Source organism: Rahnella perminowiae (assembly GCF_019049695.1).
Lineage (GTDB): Bacteria > Pseudomonadota > Gammaproteobacteria > Enterobacterales > Enterobacteriaceae > Rahnella > Rahnella perminowiae.
Genome location: NZ_JAFMOT010000180.1, coordinates 48,463 through 67,682, shown reverse-complemented (window position 1 = coordinate 67,682; position 19,220 = coordinate 48,463). Strand labels below are relative to the sequence as shown.

Genomic DNA, 19,220 nt, shown 5'->3' with positions numbered 1-19,220 from the left:
ATTCTTCGGGTAGCTTCAAGGTAAATTTTTTTTAAGCACGATATATTGCCAGCTTGTCAGTTTTTGGGTGCCCGGGAATGTACGAATTTAATTTAATATTACTGCTGCTACAACAAATGTGCGTGTTTTTAGTGATTGCCTGGCTGATGAGTAAAACGCGGTTATTTATTCCGCTGGTGCAGGTGACGGTGCGCTTGCCGCATAAGTTGTTGTGTTATATCACCTTTTCCATTTTTTGCATTATGGGAACCTACTTTGGTCTGCATATCGAAGACTCTATTGCCAACACCCGCGCAATTGGTGCAGTGATGGGCGGACTTCTTGGCGGCCCGGTGGTCGGGGGATTAGTGGGGCTGACCGGCGGGATCCACCGTTATTCGATGGGCGGTATGACCGCGCTGAGTTGCATGATTTCAACCATCGCCGAAGGATTATTAGGCGGTCTGGTACACAGCGTGTTGATCAAACGCGGACGCATCGATAAATTATTTAATCCGCTGGTCGCGGCCGGTGTCACCTTTGTCGCAGAAATACTGCAAATGCTGATTATCCTGCTGATCGCCCGCCCGTTTCATGATGCGCTTAATCTGGTCAGCAGCATTGCCGCGCCGATGATGGTGACAAATACTCTCGGGGCCGCGATGTTTATGCGCATCCTGCTGGATAAGCGGGCGATGTTCGAAAAATATACCTCGGCATTTTCGGCCACTGCGCTGAAAGTGGCGGCCTCAACGGAAGGGATTTTGCGGCGCGGTTTTAACGAAGAAAACAGCATGAAAGTGGCACAGGTGCTGCTGAAAGAATTGGATATCGGCGCCGTGGCGATTACCGATCGCGAGAAATTACTCGCCTTTACCGGTATCGGTGACGATCATCATCTGGTGGGCAAACCCATCGCCTCCCAATATACCTGGCGCGCCATTGAGAATGATGAAGTGGTGTATGCCGACGGCAACGAGATGCCTTACCGCTGTTCGCTGCATCCTAACTGCAAGCTGGGTTCAACACTGGTGATCCCGCTGCGGGGTGAAAATCAGCGGGTGATTGGCACGATCAAATTGTATGAAGTCCGCAACCGGCTGTTCAGCTCCATCAACCGGACGCTGGGAGAAGGCATTGCCCAACTGTTATCGGCGCAGATCCTCGCCGGTAAATTTGAGCAACAGAAAGCTTTACTGGCGCAGTCTGAAATCAAACTGTTGCATGCACAGGTGAACCCGCATTTCTTATTTAACGCCCTCAATACGCTGATGGCGGTAATCCGCCACGACAGTGACAAGGCCGGGCAACTGGTGCAGTACCTGTCGACATTCTTTCGTAAGAATCTCAAACGCTCCTCTGAAATTGTCACCCTGGCCGATGAGCTTGAGCATGTGAATGCTTATCTGCAAATTGAGCTGGCAAGATTCCCGTCACAGCTGAAGGTGGATTTACAGGTGCCGGCGGCCTTTTCTGATCAGAGCCTGCCTGCTTTCACGCTGCAACCATTAGTGGAAAATGCCATTAAACATGGGACTTCTCAGCTGCTGAGCAATGGCAATATTATTATTCGTGCTTACAGCGAGGGGGAAAGAGTGATTGTTGAAGTGGAAGATAATGCCGGGTTATATCAGCCGGAAGCAAGCGGTGACGGGTTAGGCATGAGTCTGGTGGATAAGCGGCTGCGCGCGCGCTTTGGCGATGATTACGGTATTACGGTCAGCTGTAAACCGGATGATTTTACCCGCGTCACGTTACGCCTGCCAGCCGGGGGAGTGGTATGTTGAGAGTTCTTGTTGTGGATGATGAGCCACTGGCGCTGGAAAATTTACGTTTACAGCTTCAGGATGAAAGCGACATTGAAATCGTCGGCGAGTGTACTAATGCCATTGAAGCGATCGGTGTGATCCATAAAATCCGCCCTGACATTGTATTTCTTGATATTCAGATGCCGCGTATCAGCGGGCTGGAAATGGTTGGCATGCTCGATCAGCAACATCGGCCGCACATTGTTTTCCTCACCGCGTTTGAGGAGTATGCGGTGCAGGCGTTTGAACAGTGCGCGTTTGATTATCTGCTCAAACCCATACAGGCGGCGCGGCTTAAGAAAACCCTGGCCAGATTACGTCAGGGTTATCAGACGCAGGACGTTTCGCAGTTACCGCAATATCAGCAGCCGCTGAAATTTATCCCCTGTATCAGCAGCAACCGTATCTGGCTGTTACAGCTGGAAGATGTAGCCTATGTGAGCAGCCGGGTCGGCGGGGTGTATGTCACCGGGCAGAACGGTAAAGAGACATTTACGGAGCTGACATTGCGTACGCTGGAAACCCGCACGCCGTTGTTACGTTGTCACCGGCAGTATCTGGTAAACATGGATTATCTGAAAGAAATCCGTCTGGAAGATAAAAACCAGGCTGAACTGTTATTGCGCGATGGTCAGATTGTGCCGGTCAGCCGCCGCTATCTGAAATCGCTGAAAGAGACGGTGGGGCTGTAAACCCCGCCGCTTTTCTTTAGGTCAAATTGGTCAGATTAAGCAGGCTGGTCGCAGCCGCGCAAAGGCCTCGCGGATTTCGGTTTCGGGCAACTGCATGCCAATGAAAACTAACACACTGTGCGGTGTTTCGTCCGGTTGCCACTCGCGATCCCAGTCGGCGCTGTACAGCCGCTGCACCCCCTGGAACAACAGGCGGCATGGCTGATCGGCTATCCATAACATCCCTTTATAACGCATCAGGTTATCTGCAAAACTGGCGAGCAGTTCTTCCATCACCTTCGATATCGCCGTCAGCGCGACCGGGTAATCCAGCTCCACGACAATTGAAGAGACGGCATTTTGCTCCGGCGCGACGCGGTAGAACAGCGGTCTGGCGGCGACCACGTTCTCCTCCAGCATAAACCCGCGGATATCAAACAGCAGCGCCGGATCGATGTCACCCTGAATCATTCTATAAACCGGTGCACGTGCATTGATTCGTTGCAGCCGCTCTGCCAGTTCAGGGTATTCACCGGCCACATCAGTCTTGGTCAGCACGATGCGGTCAGCATAACCAATCTGCGACTGCGCCAGAGGAAATTGATCCAGCTGCGACATGGCATGAACGGCATCCACCAGCGTGATAACGCCATCTAACACGTAACGCTCACAGATAATCTCATGGGCGAAAAACGCCTGAAGGATAGGGCCGGGGTCGGCCATGCCGGTGCACTCAATCATCAGCCGGTCAAACTGCACCTCATCTTTATCGACACTGTCCAGTAAATCCAGCAGCGCCGCTTCCAGTTCTCCCGAGCGGGTACAGCAGATGCAGCCATTGGACAAGGTGGTAATACGTGTGGCACGGTCACCTATCAGCTGGTTGTCGATCGGTATTTCACTAAATTCATTCTCGATCACCGCAATTTTCATCTGGTGCTGCGTATGCAAAATCTGGCGTAAGAGTGTGGTTTTCCCTGCACCCAGAAAGCCTGTTAATACTGTGACTGCAATCGGTGTCATGTTTGCCTTCCTGCTAATAACGGCGCCCTCTTAACAACAGCGCATTCCGCCTTTACCGTCTCCGCCATAACGCGCCTGCTGGCGTTCACGGAAAAATTCCTCGTAGGTCATCGCAGGCGTATCCGGGTGGTTGGTCTGCATATGCAGAACGTAGGTGTCGTAATCCGGTATGCCCACCAGCATACGTGCAGCCTGTCCGAGGTATTTCTTCGCTGCACCTAAGTTGTCAAACATACATACTCCTTTGAATTTAAACTGAAAAGCCCCGGAGTGCGGGGCTTTCAGAAAAACAATCAATGCCCGGAGGAGAGTTTTATTCCTTCCGCCGGTACCGGCACATAAGGCGTTTCCTTATCGGTACGCTTGTCTGTTTTACGTGCCTGCAGGCAGGCGCGGATACCGTAGAAAATGATGCTGTACACCACAATCAGGAACAGAATACTCAGCCCGGCGTTGGTGTAGTTGTTGATCACAATGTGATGCATGTTGCTGATTTGTTCTGGTGTCAGGTTCGCGCCACCTGCGCTGATACGCGCTTTATACTGACCGGCCATGTAGAAGAAGCCTTCCATCTGCGCATTGGTGCTGAACAGTTTCATCCCCAGCGCCCAGGTGGTGCAGATAAGCAGCCAGATAGCAGGCAGCAGGGTGACCCAGATATATTTCGTGCGTTTCATCTTCACCAGCACGACGGTGGCGAGGATCAGCGCGACGGCAGCCAGCATCTGGTTAGAAATCCCGAACAGCGGCCACAGACTTTTTACGCCGCCCAGCGGATCGACCACGCCCTGATACAGCAGATAACCCCACAGGCCGACACAGCCTGCGGTACCGATAATCCCGGCGACCAGCGAATCGGTCTTTTTCAGGAACGGGATAAAGTTACCCAGCAAATCCTGCAACATAAAGCGGCCGGAACGCGTCCCCGCATCCAGCGCGGTCAGGATGAACAGCGCTTCAAACAGAATGCCGAAGTGATACCAGAAGCCCATATCGGCCAGCGGCATAATTTTGTGGAACACATGTGCAATCCCGACGGCAAGCGTAGGTGCGCCACCTGCGCGGTTCAGCACTGAGGGTTCACCGATATCCTTCGCCGTCTGCATAATCTGCTCAGGCGAGATGACAAACCCCCATGAACTGACGGTGGCCGCAGCATGCGCCGTGACGTCTTTCAGCTGCGCCAGGATCATCGGCGCATTATCGCCGCCCAGTTCGTGCAGGTTTGGCATGGTAATGCCCAGACCGGCCGGCGGAGTGTTCATGGCGAAGTACAGACCCGGTTCGATGATTGATGCTGCCACCAGTGCCATCACGGCGACAAAGGATTCCATCAGCATGGCACCGTAACCGATAAACCGTGCATCTGTTTCGCAGGCCAGCAGTTTAGGCGTGGTGCCGGAGGCGATCAGCGCGTGGAAACCCGATACCGCGCCGCAGGCAATGGTAATAAACAGGAACGGGAACAGCGCACCTTTCCACAACGGACCTGTACCGTCAATGTACTGGGTCAGGGCCGGCATCTTCAGTTCCGGATTGAGAATGACGATACCGATCGCCAGTCCGACGATGACGCCGATTTTCAGGAACGTTGCCAGATAGTCGCGCGGCGCCAGGATCAGCCACACCGGCAGCAGGGCAGAAATAAACGCATAACCAATCAGAGTAAAGGTAATGGTAGTGTCTTTGAAGGTCAGCGCCGGACCCCAGTAAGGATCACTGGCGATAACGCCGCCGAACCAGATTGCCGCGACCAGCAGAACAACGCCAATCACTGAGATCTCACCCACGCGACCTGGCCGGATAAAGCGCATATAGATGCCCATAAACAGGGCAATCGGCACAGTGGAACAGACGGTGAACACTCCCCACGGACTTTCCGCCAGCGCTTTCACCACGATTAAGGCCAGCACCGCCAGAATAATAATCATGATCAGGAAACACCCGAACAGGGCGATAGTGCCCGGCACCGGTCCCATTTCTTCTTTGATCATTTCGCCCAGAGACGCACCGTTACGGCGTGAAGAGATGAACAGCACCATAAAGTCCTGCACCGCACCGGCCAGAACCACGCCGGCCAGCAGCCACAACACGCCCGGCAGATACCCCATTTGTGCAGCGAGCACCGGACCGACCAAAGGACCGGCTCCGGCGATGGCAGCAAAGTGGTGGCCAAACAGCACGTTGCGGTTGGTCGGCACATAGTTCAGACCGTCATTGTTGATCACTGCGGGCGTCGCGCGCGAAGGATCGAGTTTCATGACCTTTTGTGCGATATACAGACTGTAATAGCGATAGGCCACCAGATAGACCGAGACAGAGGCCACGACTATCCACAAAGCGCTGATATGTTCACCCCGCCGCAGGGCAACCACGCCCAGACAGCAGGCACCGAGGAGGGCAACAATCATCCACGGTATGTGCTTGAATAATGTTTTTTTATTCATAAATAACCCGGTTATTTTAAAAGGACTCACGAAATACCCTTCTCTGTTTTCTTTATTAAGGATCGCTTTCAGAGAGGCAGGGGCCTGTTTTATGTGCCTGCATAGGGTGCCAAATTCGCGGGCGCGGAGGGGGGAAACTTGGTCAGCGGTCACAGAGGCAGATAAGCGGTTATTACGCGGGATAAGCGGTTCCGGGAGCGATTAATGCAGCAAAATCTGTGATTTAGATCACTGGGTCGGTTACGCGTGAAAGTCCGGACATCGGCGTAACTTTTCTGGCAGAGCCGTCTTTTGGCAGGTAAATTACTCCTTTGCTAAATGATCCAAGGGATCAACCAGACACGTTCAGGGAGTTTTTTATGAAAGGTAAGTTTCCGCAAGACTTTATGTGGGGTGGGGCAACGGCGGCAAACCAGGTTGAAGGCGCTTACGATCAGGATGGCAAAGGGCTGTCGATTGTCGATGCGATCCCGGGTGGTAAAGACCGTTTAAACATCGTTTCCTCCCCGGAGTTTGACTTTACCCTTGATCCTGCAAAATATACGTATCCCAATCATAAAGGTATCGATCACTATCATCGCTTCCGGGAAGATATCGCGCTGTTCGCAGAGATGGGATTCAGGTGTTACCGTTTTTCTATCGCCTGGACCCGCATCTATCCGAACGGTATTGAGCAGGAACCCAACGACGCGGGGCTGCAGCATTATGAGCAGGTGATTGATGCCTGTATCGCACACGGCATCGAACCGGTGATCACGATTTCCCATTATGAGATGCCGCTCCATCTGGCTACAGCATTTGGTGGCTGGAAAAACCGTGAACTGATTGGTCACTTTGAGCGTTTTGCCCGCACGGTGCTTACCCGCTTTGGTCATAAAGTGAAATACTGGATGACTTTCAATGAGATTAACAGCGCGGCGCATTTCCCGATCATGAGCCAGGGGCTGACGGTGAAAACCGGTGCGCTTGAGGCTCAGGCGAAATTCCAGGCGTGGCATAACCAGTTTGTGGCCAGCAGCCTGGCGGTAAAAATAGCCCACGAAACCCACCCGCAAATCCAGATGGGTTGCATGATCCTGTTTGCCACCCATTACGCTTATGACTGTAATCCGGTCAATCAGCTGGAAACCCTGAAAGAGACTCAGGCGTTTAATTTCTACTGCGCCGACGTGCAGGCCGGTGGTAAATATCCTTACTATGCCAAACGGTTGTGGCAGTCGCAGGGTGTCGAACTGGATATTCAGCCGGGTGACTTAGCGCTGATTAAAGAGCATACGGTGGATTACATTGGTTTTAGCTACTATATGTCTTCGACCATCAACAAAACCAGTCCGGACGCGGTTTCGGCACAGGGTAATCTGCTCGGCGGCGCGCGCAATCCGTTCCTCGAAGCCAGTGACTGGGGTTGGGAAATCGACCCGGTTGGTCTGCGCATTGCCCTTAATCAGCTGTACGATCGTTATGAAAAACCGCTGTTTATTGTGGAGAACGGGCTGGGCGCCGTCGATAAACCGGATGAAAACCACTTTATTGCCGATGATTACCGTATCAATTATCTGCGCCGGCACATTGAAGCGATGGCTGAAGCGATTGAAGACGGCGTGGAACTGATGGGATATACCCCGTGGGGGTGCATCGATCTGGTGAGTATGTCTACCGGCGAGATGAGCAAACGCTACGGTCTGATTTATGTCGACCTTGACGATAAAATTTCCGGGACGGGGAACCGTTACAGGAAGAAATCGTTCCACTGGTATCAGAAAGTGATTGAGACCAACGGCGCAGATATCAGCTGATATTCCCCGGCCAGTCCTGAGTACAGTCCGGGTTATGCCCGGACTGTACTCACCGACCTCCGTTCCCTCAGACCCTAAAAATTTACAGTCTGGCAAACCCTTAATTTAAAGGCTTTTACTCAGCGCGGTACGCAGCAGAAGCACCGCCGCCTTTAAAGCCTCTTGCTTTCCATCAGGGATAAATAATACTGTATATACATACAGTTTTCCTTGATGGTGATTACAATGCAGTTCCTCACGCTTAACGAGCCACGGCAGATCCTGGCATTCCCCTTGTTCAGCGACCTTGTCCCCTGCGGGTTCCCGAGCCCGGCGCAGGATTATGTTGAGCGGCGTATTGATCTCAATGAACTGATGATTCAGCATCCGAGTGCCACTTATTTCGTGAAAGTGACCGGTGACTCAATGATTGACGCCGGGATTGGCGAGGGCGATTTACTGGTCGTGGACAGTTCCCGTAAAGCTGAACATGGCAATATTGTCATTGCTGCGGTTGACGGTGAATTCACGGTTAAGCGCCTGCAACTGCATCCGGTTGTCATGCTCCGGCCTGAAAATAGTGTTTATGCGCCAATCATCATTGGCAGCGAAGAAAGCCTGGAAGTTTTCGGCGTAGTGACCTATATCGTGAAATCTGCGAGCTGACTATGTTTGCACTGTGTGATGTGAACTCTTTTTATGCTTCCTGTGAAACGGTATTTCGCCCCGACCTGAAGGGGCGGCCGGTGGTCGTTTTATCCAATAATGACGGCTGTGTTATTGCCCGTTCTGCTGAAGCATACCCATTTGTAAAAATGGGAGAACCGTATTTTAAACAAAAAGAAGTGTTCAGGCGTCATGGCGTAGTTTGTTTTAGTAGTAATTATGAACTCTACGCGGATATGTCCAACCGGGTAATGACCACAATTGAGGAGATGGTGCCACGCTGCGAAGTATACTCAATTGATGAGGTTTTTTGTGACCTGACGGGCGTGCGCAATTGTCGCGATCTGACGGAGTTTGGGCGTGAAATCAGAGCCACTGTTCTGCAACGTGCGCATCTGACGGTTGGGGTCGGTATCGCACAAACCAAGACGTTAGCCAAACTGGCTAATCATGCAGCAAAAAAATGGCAACGGCAGACGGGTGGAGTTGTTGATTTGTCAAATGTCGAACGGCAAAGAAAGCTTATGGCGGCGTTACCCGTGGATGAAGTCTGGGGAGTCGGCCGGCGGATCACGAAGAAACTGAAGTCTATGGGGATCGGGACGGTGCTGCAGCTGGCAGACACTGATATCCGGTTCGTCAGAAAACATTTCAACGTTGTGCTGGAAAGAACGGTGCGTGAGTTACGGGGTGAACCGTGTCTTGAGATGGAAGAGTTTGCGCCGGTAAAGCAGGAAATTGTTTGCTCCCGCTCATTCGGTGATCGGATCACGGAATATGAGCAGATGCGTCAGGCTATCTGTAGTTATGCTATCCGGGCAGCGGAAAAGCTCCGCAATGAACATCAGTATTGCCGGTTTATCTCCGCGTTTATTAAAACGTCTCCCTTCGGATTAAATGAGCCTTATTATGGATCCAGCTCATTCGTTAATTTGCTGACGCCGACACAGGATAGCCGGGATATTATGGTTGCGGCGACGCGCTGTCTGGATGCTATCTGGAAAGAGGGACATCGCTATCAGAAAGCCGGAATTATGTTGGGCGATTTTTACAGTCAGGGTGTGGCTCAGCTGAATCTTTTCGATGAAAACGCACCGCGACATAATAGCCAGAAACTGATGGGCGTATTGGATTATCTGAATGCCAGGAAGGGGCGTGGAACGCTTTATTTTGCCGGGCAGGGCATACGGCAGCAATGGCAGATGAAGCGTGAAATGCTCTCGCCGAGATATACCACGCGATATCAGGATCTGCTCGTTATTAAATGATTACCGCCATGCCTCGTTTAAAATAAATATTATTGCTTCGCATTTTAAATAGCCACGTTTTACCTGCGGGCGGTTGCTGGTGCAGATACAGTGACTGCCGCAGGCCCGCCGCCTGCGTTTAACCATATCATCTGACACACCTGACATTGGTAGGTCAGGCGCAGTTAATAAAAAAAGATGCCTGATCGCTAGTAAAAATTTCCCTGAGTAACTAGCATTTATCCAAGATTGATTTTAATTAAAAGACTTATTTCACGATGACTTATCTTGAAATTTTTAAGTCAGCGTCTTGATCCTACCGTGTCTGTGTTGGGAGTCTGTAGATGGGTGACAGCAGGTTGAGGGTGATGGAGTTACTGGCCTGGCTGAGAAAGGGCAGACTGTGCGTTTTGCTGGCGTGGCTGGCATTTTTTGGCTCCTTTCATCTGCAGGCAGCTGAACCCCGGCAGATGCCGTCTGATCAGGAAAAAGCCCGCACTGTGTTTATTTTTCATCAGCCGGTTGTGATGTTGCAGGCAACGTTCGGCTTGTCCACGCCGGAAGAGCGTGTGTTGCGTATCCGTAATACGCTGCGTTCGCTGAACGGGGAGGACATCCGCCATCCGGTGCAGATCCTGTCTGTGCAACGTTATGGTCAGCAGGGGCGGTTGTTTGTAATCAATGGTAAGCCGCTGATGTTGCTGTCGGAAAGTGATCTGGATGAAGGCGATGACCTGACGCTCGATCAGGCCGCGCAGCGTGTGCTGGCGCGCTTCAACACACAACGCACCTCGCTGGCAGAGCAGTATTCTTCCTCGTATCTGGCGATCGCGACACTCAAAGTGGTTGCGGGTACCGCTGTGCTTATTCTGCTGTACTACGCGGCGTTTACATCCTGGGCTAAAGTGAAAGCGTATTTCACGGCAAGGATTTTGCTGAAGAAAGGGTGGATCCCGTACCGGTGGCGCAGTTTGCTGGGTGCGGTTGAAGTGCATTTATACGCCATTTTGATAATTTTTCTGAGCATCGTGGCGTTTTATCTCTGGCTGAGCTGGTTGTTCCGTTTATATCCGTGGACGCGTATCTGGGGGGAATCGCTGGGTGACTGGTCAGTCGATGTGGTGCAAAAAATCGCTCTGGCGATTGTGTCGGCGTTCCCGGGCTTGATGATCGTGGCAATCATTTTCCTCATTACGGCGTTTATTCTCAAGCTGCTAAAAATACTGTTAAAACGGGTTGAGACCCGAAAAACGCAGGTGCCCGGCCTGCACCCTGAAACGGTGGGCGCGACTCGAAAACTGATTTCTGTCATGGTCTGGCTGTTTGCGCTGTCTGCGGCCTATCCGTTTTTGCCTGGCGCAAACTCACTGGCCTTCAAAGGTGTCAGCGTATTCTTTGGCCTGATGCTGACGTTGGGATCTGCCGGCGTGATGAACCATGCGATGAGCGGACTGGTGCTGATTTATTCCCGGGCGCTGCGTAAAGGCGATGTGATCCGCATCGGCGATAACGAAGGACTGGTGAGTGAAATCGGCATGCTGGCGACCAAAATTATCACCCGTGAAAGTTACGTTGTCACCGTGCCGAATGCTGTGGTGGTCAGTGGCAAAATCACCAATCTCAGCGCACAAAATCCGGGGGGCGGTGTCAACCTGACAACCCGTGTCACCATCGGTTATGACACGCCCTGGCGGCAGGTGCACGCCATGCTGGAGCTGGCCGCCAGCCGTACGCAGGGTATTGATCTTCAGCATAAACCGCTGGTACGCCAGCTCAGTCTGATGGACTGGTATATCGCCTATGAACTGCAGGTGCATCTCCGTCCGGGCGAATCCCTTGCCACAGTAAGAAGCGAATTACACAGCCATATTCAGGACGTCTTCAACGAATTTAATGTGCAGATTATGTCGCCGAATTTTGTCAATCAGCCGGAAACAGCCGTCATGGTGACTCAGGACAACTGGTTCGCCGCACCGGCCTCGCCGCCGGATAATCCGAAATGAAAGAGAGGGGACCGGTCAGCCCGTGCGGCGAATTGTCCGTTTTTAACCCTGCGGCGGGAACTGGCCGAGTTGCATGAACGCGCCAAACCAGTCTTCCAGATGCCAGGTGGTGGTGATGCGTTCGCCATTCAGCTCATGGAATTCATGCAACCGGATGCTGACAAATTTGCCTGTAGGCTCGATGCCCATAAAGTTGCCGTTATGTGTGCCGGTAATTTCTGCACGCACGGCAATCTTCCCCGGCGTCTGAAGGAGATCGTGAAGGGTGATCTTCACGTCCGGAAAAGCTTCAATAAATCCCCTGATGATGGGTTTCAGCCCTTCAGGGCCGGGAGCCTGTCCGGGGGCGAGGGGAATATCTTTCCAGTCCGGGGTAACTGCCTCATCCATTAAGTCCGGATTATGCAGGCTGAAAGCCTGATAGATTTTTTCAACTGCCTTACGTTCCGCTATAAGTCGATTTGCCATCTCGTTATTGTCTGACATCGCTAAATTCCTCTGGCTGAATGCATTTTTATAGGGTTAATGTGGTGCACGCAGCGAGTATCCCATTTGTATCAGTCATAATTGAAATAAGAAAAGCATATAGAGGAATATACGTTTTATGGATTTTAAGGGCCTCGACCTGAATCTGTTGGTCGCGTTTGATGCGCTGATGGAAGAGCGGAATGTGACCCGTGCCGCCAGCAAAGCGGCGGTCAGTCAGCCGGCGATGAGCGCGGCATTGTCGCGCCTGCGAACGCATTTTGCAGATCCGCTGTTTATTCGCAGTGCTTCCGGTTTGTTGCCTACCGCCAGGGCAAAAGAGATCAGTTTACACGTGTCAAAAGCGCTTAACGAACTGAGTAATCTGCTGGCTCCGGACGACAATTTTGCGCCGGAGAACAGAAAAATGTCCTTTACGCTGGGTACGTCTGAATACCCGCTGATGGTGCTGCTGCCCGGCATTATGCGGACGATCAGCGAACAGGCACCCGGTGTGGCGCTGCATGTGCGGACATTTACCGACCGCGATGCGTCCGTGTCGATGCTGGATGCCGGTGAGGTGGATCTGGTGATCGGTATTCCCCCGACCCGGCCGGAAAACCGCATCTTGTCACTGCCTCTGTTCAGTGATGAATTTGTCACACTGATCCGCCGCGACAATGATGCGGCTCGCGACGGCATGACGTTAGAAACTTATCTGGCAATGAGCCATATTCTGGTCTCGCCGGAAGGAAATCATTATGGTCTGGTCGATGAACAGCTCAGAAAAATGGGGCTGACACGGGAACTCCGCCTGACGCTGCCGACCATGGCGGGTGTTGCCGGTGTTGTGCAGCAGACGGGATATGTTGCAACCGTATTGAAACGCAGTGTGATAGTCAGCGGGAAACATCAAAATATCGTGATGACGCCGCCGCCGGTAGCGCTGCCGGAAATCCCGTTTTATCTGTTATGGCACCGGCGTTCGGATGACAGTAATGCGCAGAAATGGCTGAGGAAACTTATCTGTGCACAGGCCCGCGAATTGCAGTGAACAGCCGGATACCGTTGACATAATCTGACCGTTAATACGACGGCGCAGATTCAGCCATCCCGAAAAACGTCCCCTGCATAATGCGCAGGGGACGCGTGACGTCTAACCCGCCATTCCGTTCAGGGTTTCCATTACCTCATCTGACAAAGTTACCTTCGCACTGGCCAGATTTTCCTGCAAATGTTGCGGTGATGAGGTGCCGGGGATCAGCAAAATGTTCGGCGAGCGTTTCAGCAGCCAGGCCAGCGCCACCTGCATGGGTGTTGCCTGCAATTGTGCCGCGACTTCATCAAGCCGCGCTGACTGCAAAGGCGAAAAACCGCCCAGCGGGAAGAACGGTACATAAGCAATCTCCTGTTCCGCCAGACTGTCGATCAGCGCATCGTCGTGACGGTTCGCCAGATTATACATATTCTGAACACAGGCGATGGTCGTCATTTTCTGTGCATCGGCGACCTGTTTTGCCGTCACATTGCTCAGGCCAATATGGCGGATCAGACCGCGTTCCCGGAGCCTGATCAGTGCTTCCAGCTGCGGTTCCAGCGATCCTTCTTTCGGCTGATGGACATCGAGCATGCTGCGCAGATTCACCACGTCCATCACCTCCAGCCCGAGATTGCGCAGGTTATCTTCCACCGCCTGCGTCAGTTCCTGCGGGCTGAAAGCCGGTAACCAGCCGCCTTTTTCATCGCGTCGCGCACCCACTTTGGTCACGATGCGCAGATTATCGGGATAAGGATGGAGGGCTTTTTTGATCAGCTTATTGGTTTCATGCGGGCCATAAAAATCGCTGGTATCGATGTGATTAACACCCGAAGCCACGGCATCACGCAGCACCTGTATGCCCCGTGCTTCATTGCTGACCGGGCCAAAAACGCCGGGGCCAGCCAGTTGCATTGCACCGTAACCTAAGCGCGCCACTTCTCTGTCGCCGAGGCGGTAAGTCATTGAGGGTTGTGTCATGGAATTCTCCTGTGTGGGTGTTCATCGATTGTAGCCGCACTCAGCTTGTGCAACTATCCGGTGAAATCAGGACAAACTGTACGGAGTGACGCACAATGCCGATGGATATCGCGCTGTTGCATGCAGTAGTAGAAGTGGCGAAAGCGGGGGGATTTCGTGAGGCGGCACGCGTCACGGGCAGCAATGCATCCCGGTTGAGCGATGCGGTGCGCCGTGCTGAACAGCAGCTCGGCATCCGTCTGTTTCACCGTACCACGCGTGCAGTGGTGCTGACTGAAGCGGGCAGAGCATTGCTCGAGCGGCTAATTCCGGCCATGAAAGAGGTGGATGCGGCACTTGACGCTCTCAACCGTTATCGCAATACGCCCGGTGGCACGCTGCGTCTGAATGTGCCGGTTAGTGCAACCCGGCTGGTTTTGCCTGCGCTGGTGCCGGAGTTTCTGCGGCGTTATCCGGATATTCAGTTGGAAATCATTGCCGAAAGTAATGTACAGGATGTATTTCGTGACGGTTGTGATGCGGGGATCCGTTATGACGAACGCCTTGAACTGGACATGGTGGCTATCCCTATCGGGCCGCGCCGTCAGCGTTACGCTGCGGCGGCCTCCCCGGATTATCTCAATACGCATGGCAGGCCATCGCATCCGCAGGAGCTAATACAGCACCGGTGCCTGCGTGGTCGCTATGCCAGCGGGATCATGCCGGACTGGGAATTCGAACATGAGGGGGAAAGCCTCAGTGTGCAGGTGAACGGCCCGCTGGTGGTCAGTGTCGGCGGCGCGATGGATCTGGCGCTGGAAACGGCGGTGGCGGGTACTGGCATTATCTACCTGTTTGAAGAATGGCTGCGGCCTGCCATTGCCAGCGGCAAACTGGAGGCTATCTTGCAACCGTGGTGGCTGTCGTTTTCCGGGCCGTATCTTTACTACAATGACAGGCGCCTTATCCCTGCGCCGTTACAGGCGTTTATCGATTTTGTGCGTGAAGATAATCTGAACCGGGATTTTTCTGTTTAACAGGGGCAGGGAAAAGAAAGAAAACATCCAATGATCAAGAGGATACAAAATCCTCTTTTTATGTCTGAAAATCTCAGCCCAGCAGGCCAAGATGCTCCACAAGAATGGATGTACCGATACCGATCAGCACCACGCCACCCAGAATTTCGGCCCATTTGCCCATTGCGGCACCGAGGAACCGGCCAAGCAGCATACCGGATGTTGCCATAATAGTGGTGGCGGCACCGATAGTCAGTGCCATCACCAGAATATTCACCTGAAGGAAAGCCAGACCGACTCCGACGGCCATGGCATCCAGACTGGTTGCGACGGCTGTCGTGACCAGCAGCCAGAAACCATGACGGCGTGGTGCCAGTGTATCTTCTACCGCTTTATCTTTCCTGAAGGCTTCCACAATCATGCGGATACCGAGGATCAGCAACAGGGTGAATGCGACCCAGTGATCCCAACTCATAATAAACTGACTGGCCGCCAGACCGATTCCCCATCCGATCACCGGGGTGATGGCTTCAATCACGCCAAAAATAAGCCCGGTGCGTAATGCCTCTTTCAGCGGTGGCCGGTGCAGAGAGGCACCTTTGCCAATTGCCGCAGCGAAGGCATCCATGGACATACCGAACGCCAGAATGAGAATGGTATAAAGTTGCATAAAACGGACCAGTCAGGCCTTCGGGAACAAAAAAGGCGGGTTATTCGTTGAGATGCGCAGTTTGCCACAAAACTAAAAATAGAAAAACCTTTATTTTCAATGTGTTATAGTCTTGGTTAAGAAAGTTAGCATAGGCTATATTTGATTGAAATAACCGCAAGCTGATAAAAATGGCAACGCGAAGTAGCAAAAACATCAATCATCATAGCAATACAGAATGAGTGGGGTTTATACAAAGAATCTGACTGACTCATGATATGAAAGAAATAAAAGTCACCACGCTGAACTTCACCGGCGGCTACTCAGCACTGGCAAATGACTGAAAGAGTTCAGGTTCACTGTCATCAGCCGTAACACCGGGTGTTCATAAAATCATTCAGCTCTCCCCAAGTGCGGGGGGTATAAACGGCACTGGCGCTGAGCATATGCTGCTTATACCTGCCAGCTACAAAACACTATCTGGCTGATCAATACAGAAATTTATCCATATCTGCCTCTGTGCAGAGGGATAAGCCCAGGTCTGTAAAGGCACTGGCTGTGAGGTTTTCGGATCCCTCGTATGGATTGAAATCAATTATCTCTACAGTTCATCCTACATACGCTTTGTTTAAGAATGTATTTTTAACAGGCAATGTAAAAAAATGAAATGTAACAATGATTATCATTTAATATTTGACGATTTTTTTTGTTTTTATAAAAAAAAACGTGTATTCATTTTTATATTTACCAAAATAAAATACCGTGAAACTCTTTTATTACCCTTATGAAAATAATGAATGCTATGCTGTATTTGTTTGTTTTTTAAAGTGAAAATAAAAAGCTTTAGCAAAAGTGAATGTATTAGTAAGCAATCGGCCATGTGAAATCCAATAATTACTGTTTATTATCACGCCCATATTAACTCTCTCTTTCAACATTATGGTGATTTATCCGTGAGCAATACACAATATAAACTGAGCAAGGCGCGTCCCCCTCGCGTTCAAATTACGTACGACGTGGAAGTTGGCGGTGCTGAAGCGAAAAAAGAATTACCTCTGGTCATGGGGGTTATCGGGAATTTTGCTAATGATGACATGCCTCTGCGCGACCGCCGTTTCACGCACATTGATAAAGACAACTTTAATAATGTTATGGAAGGAATGAAACCGGCGGTGGAAATGCTGGTTGAAAGTACTTTACCCGAAAAAGAAGGCCAGATGGCTATTGCGCTGGAATTCAACTCTATGGATGACTTCTCTCCTGAAAACGTGGTGATGCAGGTTGAACCGTTGCGCAAACTTCTTGAATTGCGTGAGCAACTGAGTGATTTGCGCAACAGAACTGCCAGCAATGATCGCCTGAAAGAACAGTTGGTGGAGTTATTAGAGGGGATGGCGAAAGACGCAGAACCTGTTAAAGGAGATGCAGAATGAGTGATATCCAGGTCATGAATGCCACAGCTCAGGCTGAGCAGTCCGGTGATTATCTTGATCAGATTATCGATAATACTCAGGCTATCCGCCGGGAATCCGATCGGAATAAAGTAAAAAGTCAGCTGGATAATCTTCTTACAGAGGTGGCATCAGGGGCGGTCATTGTTTCCAATGATTTGGTCGGTAGCATCGAAGCCCGTATTGCCGCCATCGATGAATTGCTGTCTTCCCAGGTCAGTAAAATTATTCAGGCTCCTGAATTCCAACGTATGGAATCTTCCTGGCGTGGGCTGCATAAACTTGTGCAAAGCAGCGTCACGGAAAATACCAAAGTGCGGGTCTTTAACTGCACGAAGAAAGAGTTACTGCGTGATTTTAAATCTGCTTCCGACTTCGATCAGTCCTCATTATTCAAAAGTATTTATGAAAGCGAATACGGTACCTTTGGCGGTGATCCTTATTCAGCGTTTGTGGGCGATTTTGAATTCGACTGCATGCCGGAAGATGTCCAGCTGTTGGAGCAGATTTCACATGTGGCTGCTGCTGCTCACGCACCATTCCTCAGTGCCGCGAATCCTGGCATGTTTGCTATGGGTTCCTTCTCGGAAATGCCGCGTCCGCGTGACCTGAGTAAATTGTTCGAAACCTCTGACTATGCCCGCTGGAAATCCTTCCGCCAGAGTGACGATTCACGTTATGTTGGCTTAACGCTGCCACGCGTCATTGGTCGTCTGCCTTATGGGGCAAAAACTGTATCCATAGATGCGTTTAATTTTGAAGAAAAAATTGACGAAAATAATGATGGCGCCAGCTATTTGTGGGTAAACGCGGCTTATGATTTGGCCGGCCGTATGGTCGAGGCATTTGAAGAATACGGCTGGTGTGCTGCAATCCGCGGTGTTGAAGGCGGCGGTTTGGTGAAATCACTGCCAGCTTATAACTATATTTCGCAGACCGGCGAAAAAATCATGCAATGCCCGACAGAAGTGGCGATTTCTGACCGCCGCGAAAAAGAATTAGCTGAGCTGGGTTTTATTCCCCTCATTTATTGCAAAGGTACAGATTATGCGGCGTTCTTCGCTGTGCAATCCGCTAATAAACCGCGTAAATATGATTCTGAACTGGCGAATGCCAACGCCAAATTGTCAAGTCAGTTGCAATATATTATGACAACGTCGCGTTTTGCTCATTATTTAAAATCCATCGTGCGCGATAAAGTGGGCAGCTTTATGTCCAAATCTGAATGCCAGAATTTCCTGCAAAACTGGATCAACCAATATGTTGTGGGTTCAGATAATGTGGGACCAACGATTAAAGCAAGCCATCCGTTACGTGAGGCTGTGGTCGAAGTTGTTGATGTACCAGGTTCTCCGGGCAGTTATCGCGCCGTGGCGTATTTAAAACCGCATTTCCAGCTTGAAGGGCTCAGCATGTCGCTGCGTCTGGTAGCGGAACTTCCTGCATCAACGGGTGCATAAATAATTAATCGTAAAAATAAGGATATATAATGGCTACTGAATCGCTTTTTATGCAAATTGAAGGTATCAAAGGCACAGTAAGTAATAAAGGTTATGAAGGTTGGATCGCCATTGAGAATATGACTTTCGGTGTTTACTGCGCGGCTAAAATTGATAATGCCAGCGGTCAGGTAAACAGCGATGGTGTGAATTTTGATGCGATCTTATTTTCAAAAGTAATGGATACGACATCTACTCAGTTATCCAATATGGTGGCGGAAGGCAGTAATATTAAGCAAATCACTGTGGTTAAGGTATCCTTCCAGGGTTCTAAGCCAGTTGAAGCTGTCAAACTGACCTATAAAAACTGTGTACTGAGTAGCTACAATTTCAATGCTTATTCAGCCGGGGACATACCGAGTGAGAATCTGAGCTTTGTATTTGGTCAGATGTCATTTGAAACCAATATGGTTGAGCCAGATGGCAAAACCAGCAAACAAGGCCCTGTGGGCTGGAACTTGGTTGAAAATACCAAACTGTAATTTTTAAAACAACAGTGCACACCGCAGGCGTGCACTGGATTAA

17 protein-coding genes are annotated in these 19,220 nt (G+C 51.0%); 11 read left to right on the top strand and 6 right to left on the bottom strand.

Annotated elements, in window-relative coordinates; all coding sequences use genetic code 11:
- Positions 1-77: 77 nt before the first annotated feature.
- Positions 78-1,766: a sensor histidine kinase gene (locus J1781_RS15460; RefSeq protein WP_129990967.1), complete on the top strand. Its 1,689-nt coding sequence runs from the start codon at positions 78-80 to the stop codon at positions 1,764-1,766.
- Positions 1,760-2,479 carry a two-component system response regulator BtsR gene (gene btsR / locus J1781_RS15455; protein ID WP_217233842.1) on the top strand — a complete coding sequence of 240 codons (720 nt, stop codon included), beginning with the start codon at positions 1,760-1,762 and terminating at the stop codon, positions 2,477-2,479. Before J1781_RS15460 ends, btsR begins: the two co-directional genes overlap by 7 nt.
- Positions 2,480-2,509: 30 nt before the next feature.
- On the opposite strand, the gene yjiA is transcribed toward btsR, so the two are convergent.
- From yjiA to J1781_RS15440, 3 genes are read right to left on the bottom strand one after another with little or no spacing between them, the layout of a single operon-like run.
- Positions 2,510-3,481: a GTPase gene (yjiA, locus tag J1781_RS15450; protein ID WP_217233841.1), complete on the bottom strand. Its 972-nt coding sequence runs from the start codon at positions 3,479-3,481 to the stop codon at positions 2,510-2,512.
- 30 nt (positions 3,482-3,511) lie between these two features.
- Positions 3,512-3,715 carry a YbdD/YjiX family protein gene (locus tag J1781_RS15445; protein ID WP_129953656.1) on the bottom strand — a complete coding sequence of 68 codons (204 nt, stop codon included), beginning with the start codon at positions 3,713-3,715 and terminating at the stop codon, positions 3,512-3,514.
- A gap of 59 nt (positions 3,716-3,774) precedes the next feature.
- Positions 3,775-5,928 carry a carbon starvation CstA family protein gene (locus tag J1781_RS15440; protein WP_217233840.1) on the bottom strand — a complete coding sequence of 718 codons (2,154 nt, stop codon included), beginning with the start codon at positions 5,926-5,928 and terminating at the stop codon, positions 3,775-3,777.
- Positions 5,929-6,287: 359 nt separating this feature from the next.
- On the opposite strand from J1781_RS15440, the gene J1781_RS15435 reads away from it, so the two are divergent.
- The 4 genes from J1781_RS15435 to J1781_RS15420 all read left to right on the top strand — a co-directional run bounded on the left by J1781_RS15435 (position 6,288) and on the right by J1781_RS15420 (position 11,619).
- Entirely contained in the window at positions 6,288-7,724 is a 1,437-nt protein-coding gene (locus J1781_RS15435; protein ID WP_129990970.1) for a glycoside hydrolase family 1 protein, read from the top strand.
- Between the two features lie 225 nt (positions 7,725-7,949).
- Positions 7,950-8,369: a translesion error-prone DNA polymerase V autoproteolytic subunit gene (locus tag J1781_RS15430; RefSeq protein ID WP_129953653.1), complete on the top strand. Its 420-nt coding sequence runs from the start codon at positions 7,950-7,952 to the stop codon at positions 8,367-8,369.
- A gap of 2 nt (positions 8,370-8,371) precedes the next feature.
- Entirely contained in the window at positions 8,372-9,637 is a 1,266-nt protein-coding gene (locus tag J1781_RS15425) for a Y-family DNA polymerase (RefSeq protein WP_129953652.1), read from the top strand.
- Between the two features lie 347 nt (positions 9,638-9,984).
- Positions 9,985-11,619: a mechanosensitive ion channel family protein gene (locus J1781_RS15420; protein WP_336369457.1), complete on the top strand. Its 1,635-nt coding sequence runs from the start codon at positions 9,985-9,987 to the stop codon at positions 11,617-11,619.
- 42 nt (positions 11,620-11,661) lie between these two features.
- Here J1781_RS15420 and J1781_RS15415 read toward each other — a convergent pair whose 3' ends face one another.
- Positions 11,662-12,105, bottom strand: a complete 444-nt coding sequence (locus J1781_RS15415) for an ester cyclase (RefSeq protein WP_217219061.1) — start codon at positions 12,103-12,105, stop codon at positions 11,662-11,664.
- Between the two features lie 118 nt (positions 12,106-12,223).
- Between J1781_RS15415 and J1781_RS15410 the strand changes: the two genes are divergently transcribed.
- A complete protein-coding gene (locus tag J1781_RS15410) occupies positions 12,224-13,138 on the top strand; it encodes a LysR family transcriptional regulator (RefSeq protein ID WP_217233839.1) in 915 nt (304 codons plus the stop codon).
- Positions 13,139-13,240: 102 nt separating this feature from the next.
- Here the strand turns inward: J1781_RS15410 and J1781_RS15405 are convergent, their stop codons facing one another.
- On the bottom strand, positions 13,241-14,101 hold the full coding sequence (locus tag J1781_RS15405; protein WP_129953648.1) for an aldo/keto reductase family oxidoreductase: 861 nt from the start codon (positions 14,099-14,101) through the stop codon (positions 13,241-13,243).
- A 95-nt stretch (positions 14,102-14,196) separates the two neighbouring features.
- On the opposite strand from J1781_RS15405, the gene J1781_RS15400 reads away from it, so the two are divergent.
- Entirely contained in the window at positions 14,197-15,117 is a 921-nt protein-coding gene (locus J1781_RS15400) for a LysR substrate-binding domain-containing protein (RefSeq protein WP_217138857.1), read from the top strand.
- 73 nt (positions 15,118-15,190) lie between these two features.
- Here the strand turns inward: J1781_RS15400 and mntP are convergent, their stop codons facing one another.
- Complete coding sequence (gene mntP, locus J1781_RS15395; protein ID WP_129953646.1) at positions 15,191-15,766, bottom strand: manganese efflux pump MntP; 576 nt, start codon at positions 15,764-15,766, stop codon at positions 15,191-15,193.
- Between the two features lie 932 nt (positions 15,767-16,698).
- Between mntP and tssB the strand changes: the two genes are divergently transcribed.
- The 3 genes from tssB to J1781_RS15380 are packed head-to-tail and all read left to right on the top strand — an operon-like array spanning position 16,699 to position 19,177.
- Positions 16,699-17,178 carry a type VI secretion system contractile sheath small subunit gene (tssB, locus tag J1781_RS15390; protein ID WP_129953645.1) on the top strand — a complete coding sequence of 160 codons (480 nt, stop codon included), beginning with the start codon at positions 16,699-16,701 and terminating at the stop codon, positions 17,176-17,178.
- The gene (gene tssC / locus J1781_RS15385) at positions 17,175-18,656 is read left to right on the top strand and encodes a type VI secretion system contractile sheath large subunit (RefSeq protein WP_129953644.1); all 1,482 of its coding nucleotides are present in this window, start codon (positions 17,175-17,177) and stop codon (positions 18,654-18,656) included. Before tssB ends, tssC begins: the two co-directional genes overlap by 4 nt.
- Positions 18,657-18,685: 29 nt before the next feature.
- Positions 18,686-19,177, top strand: a complete 492-nt coding sequence (locus tag J1781_RS15380; protein WP_217218677.1) for an Hcp family type VI secretion system effector — start codon at positions 18,686-18,688, stop codon at positions 19,175-19,177.
- Positions 19,178-19,220: the final 43 nt, after the last annotated feature.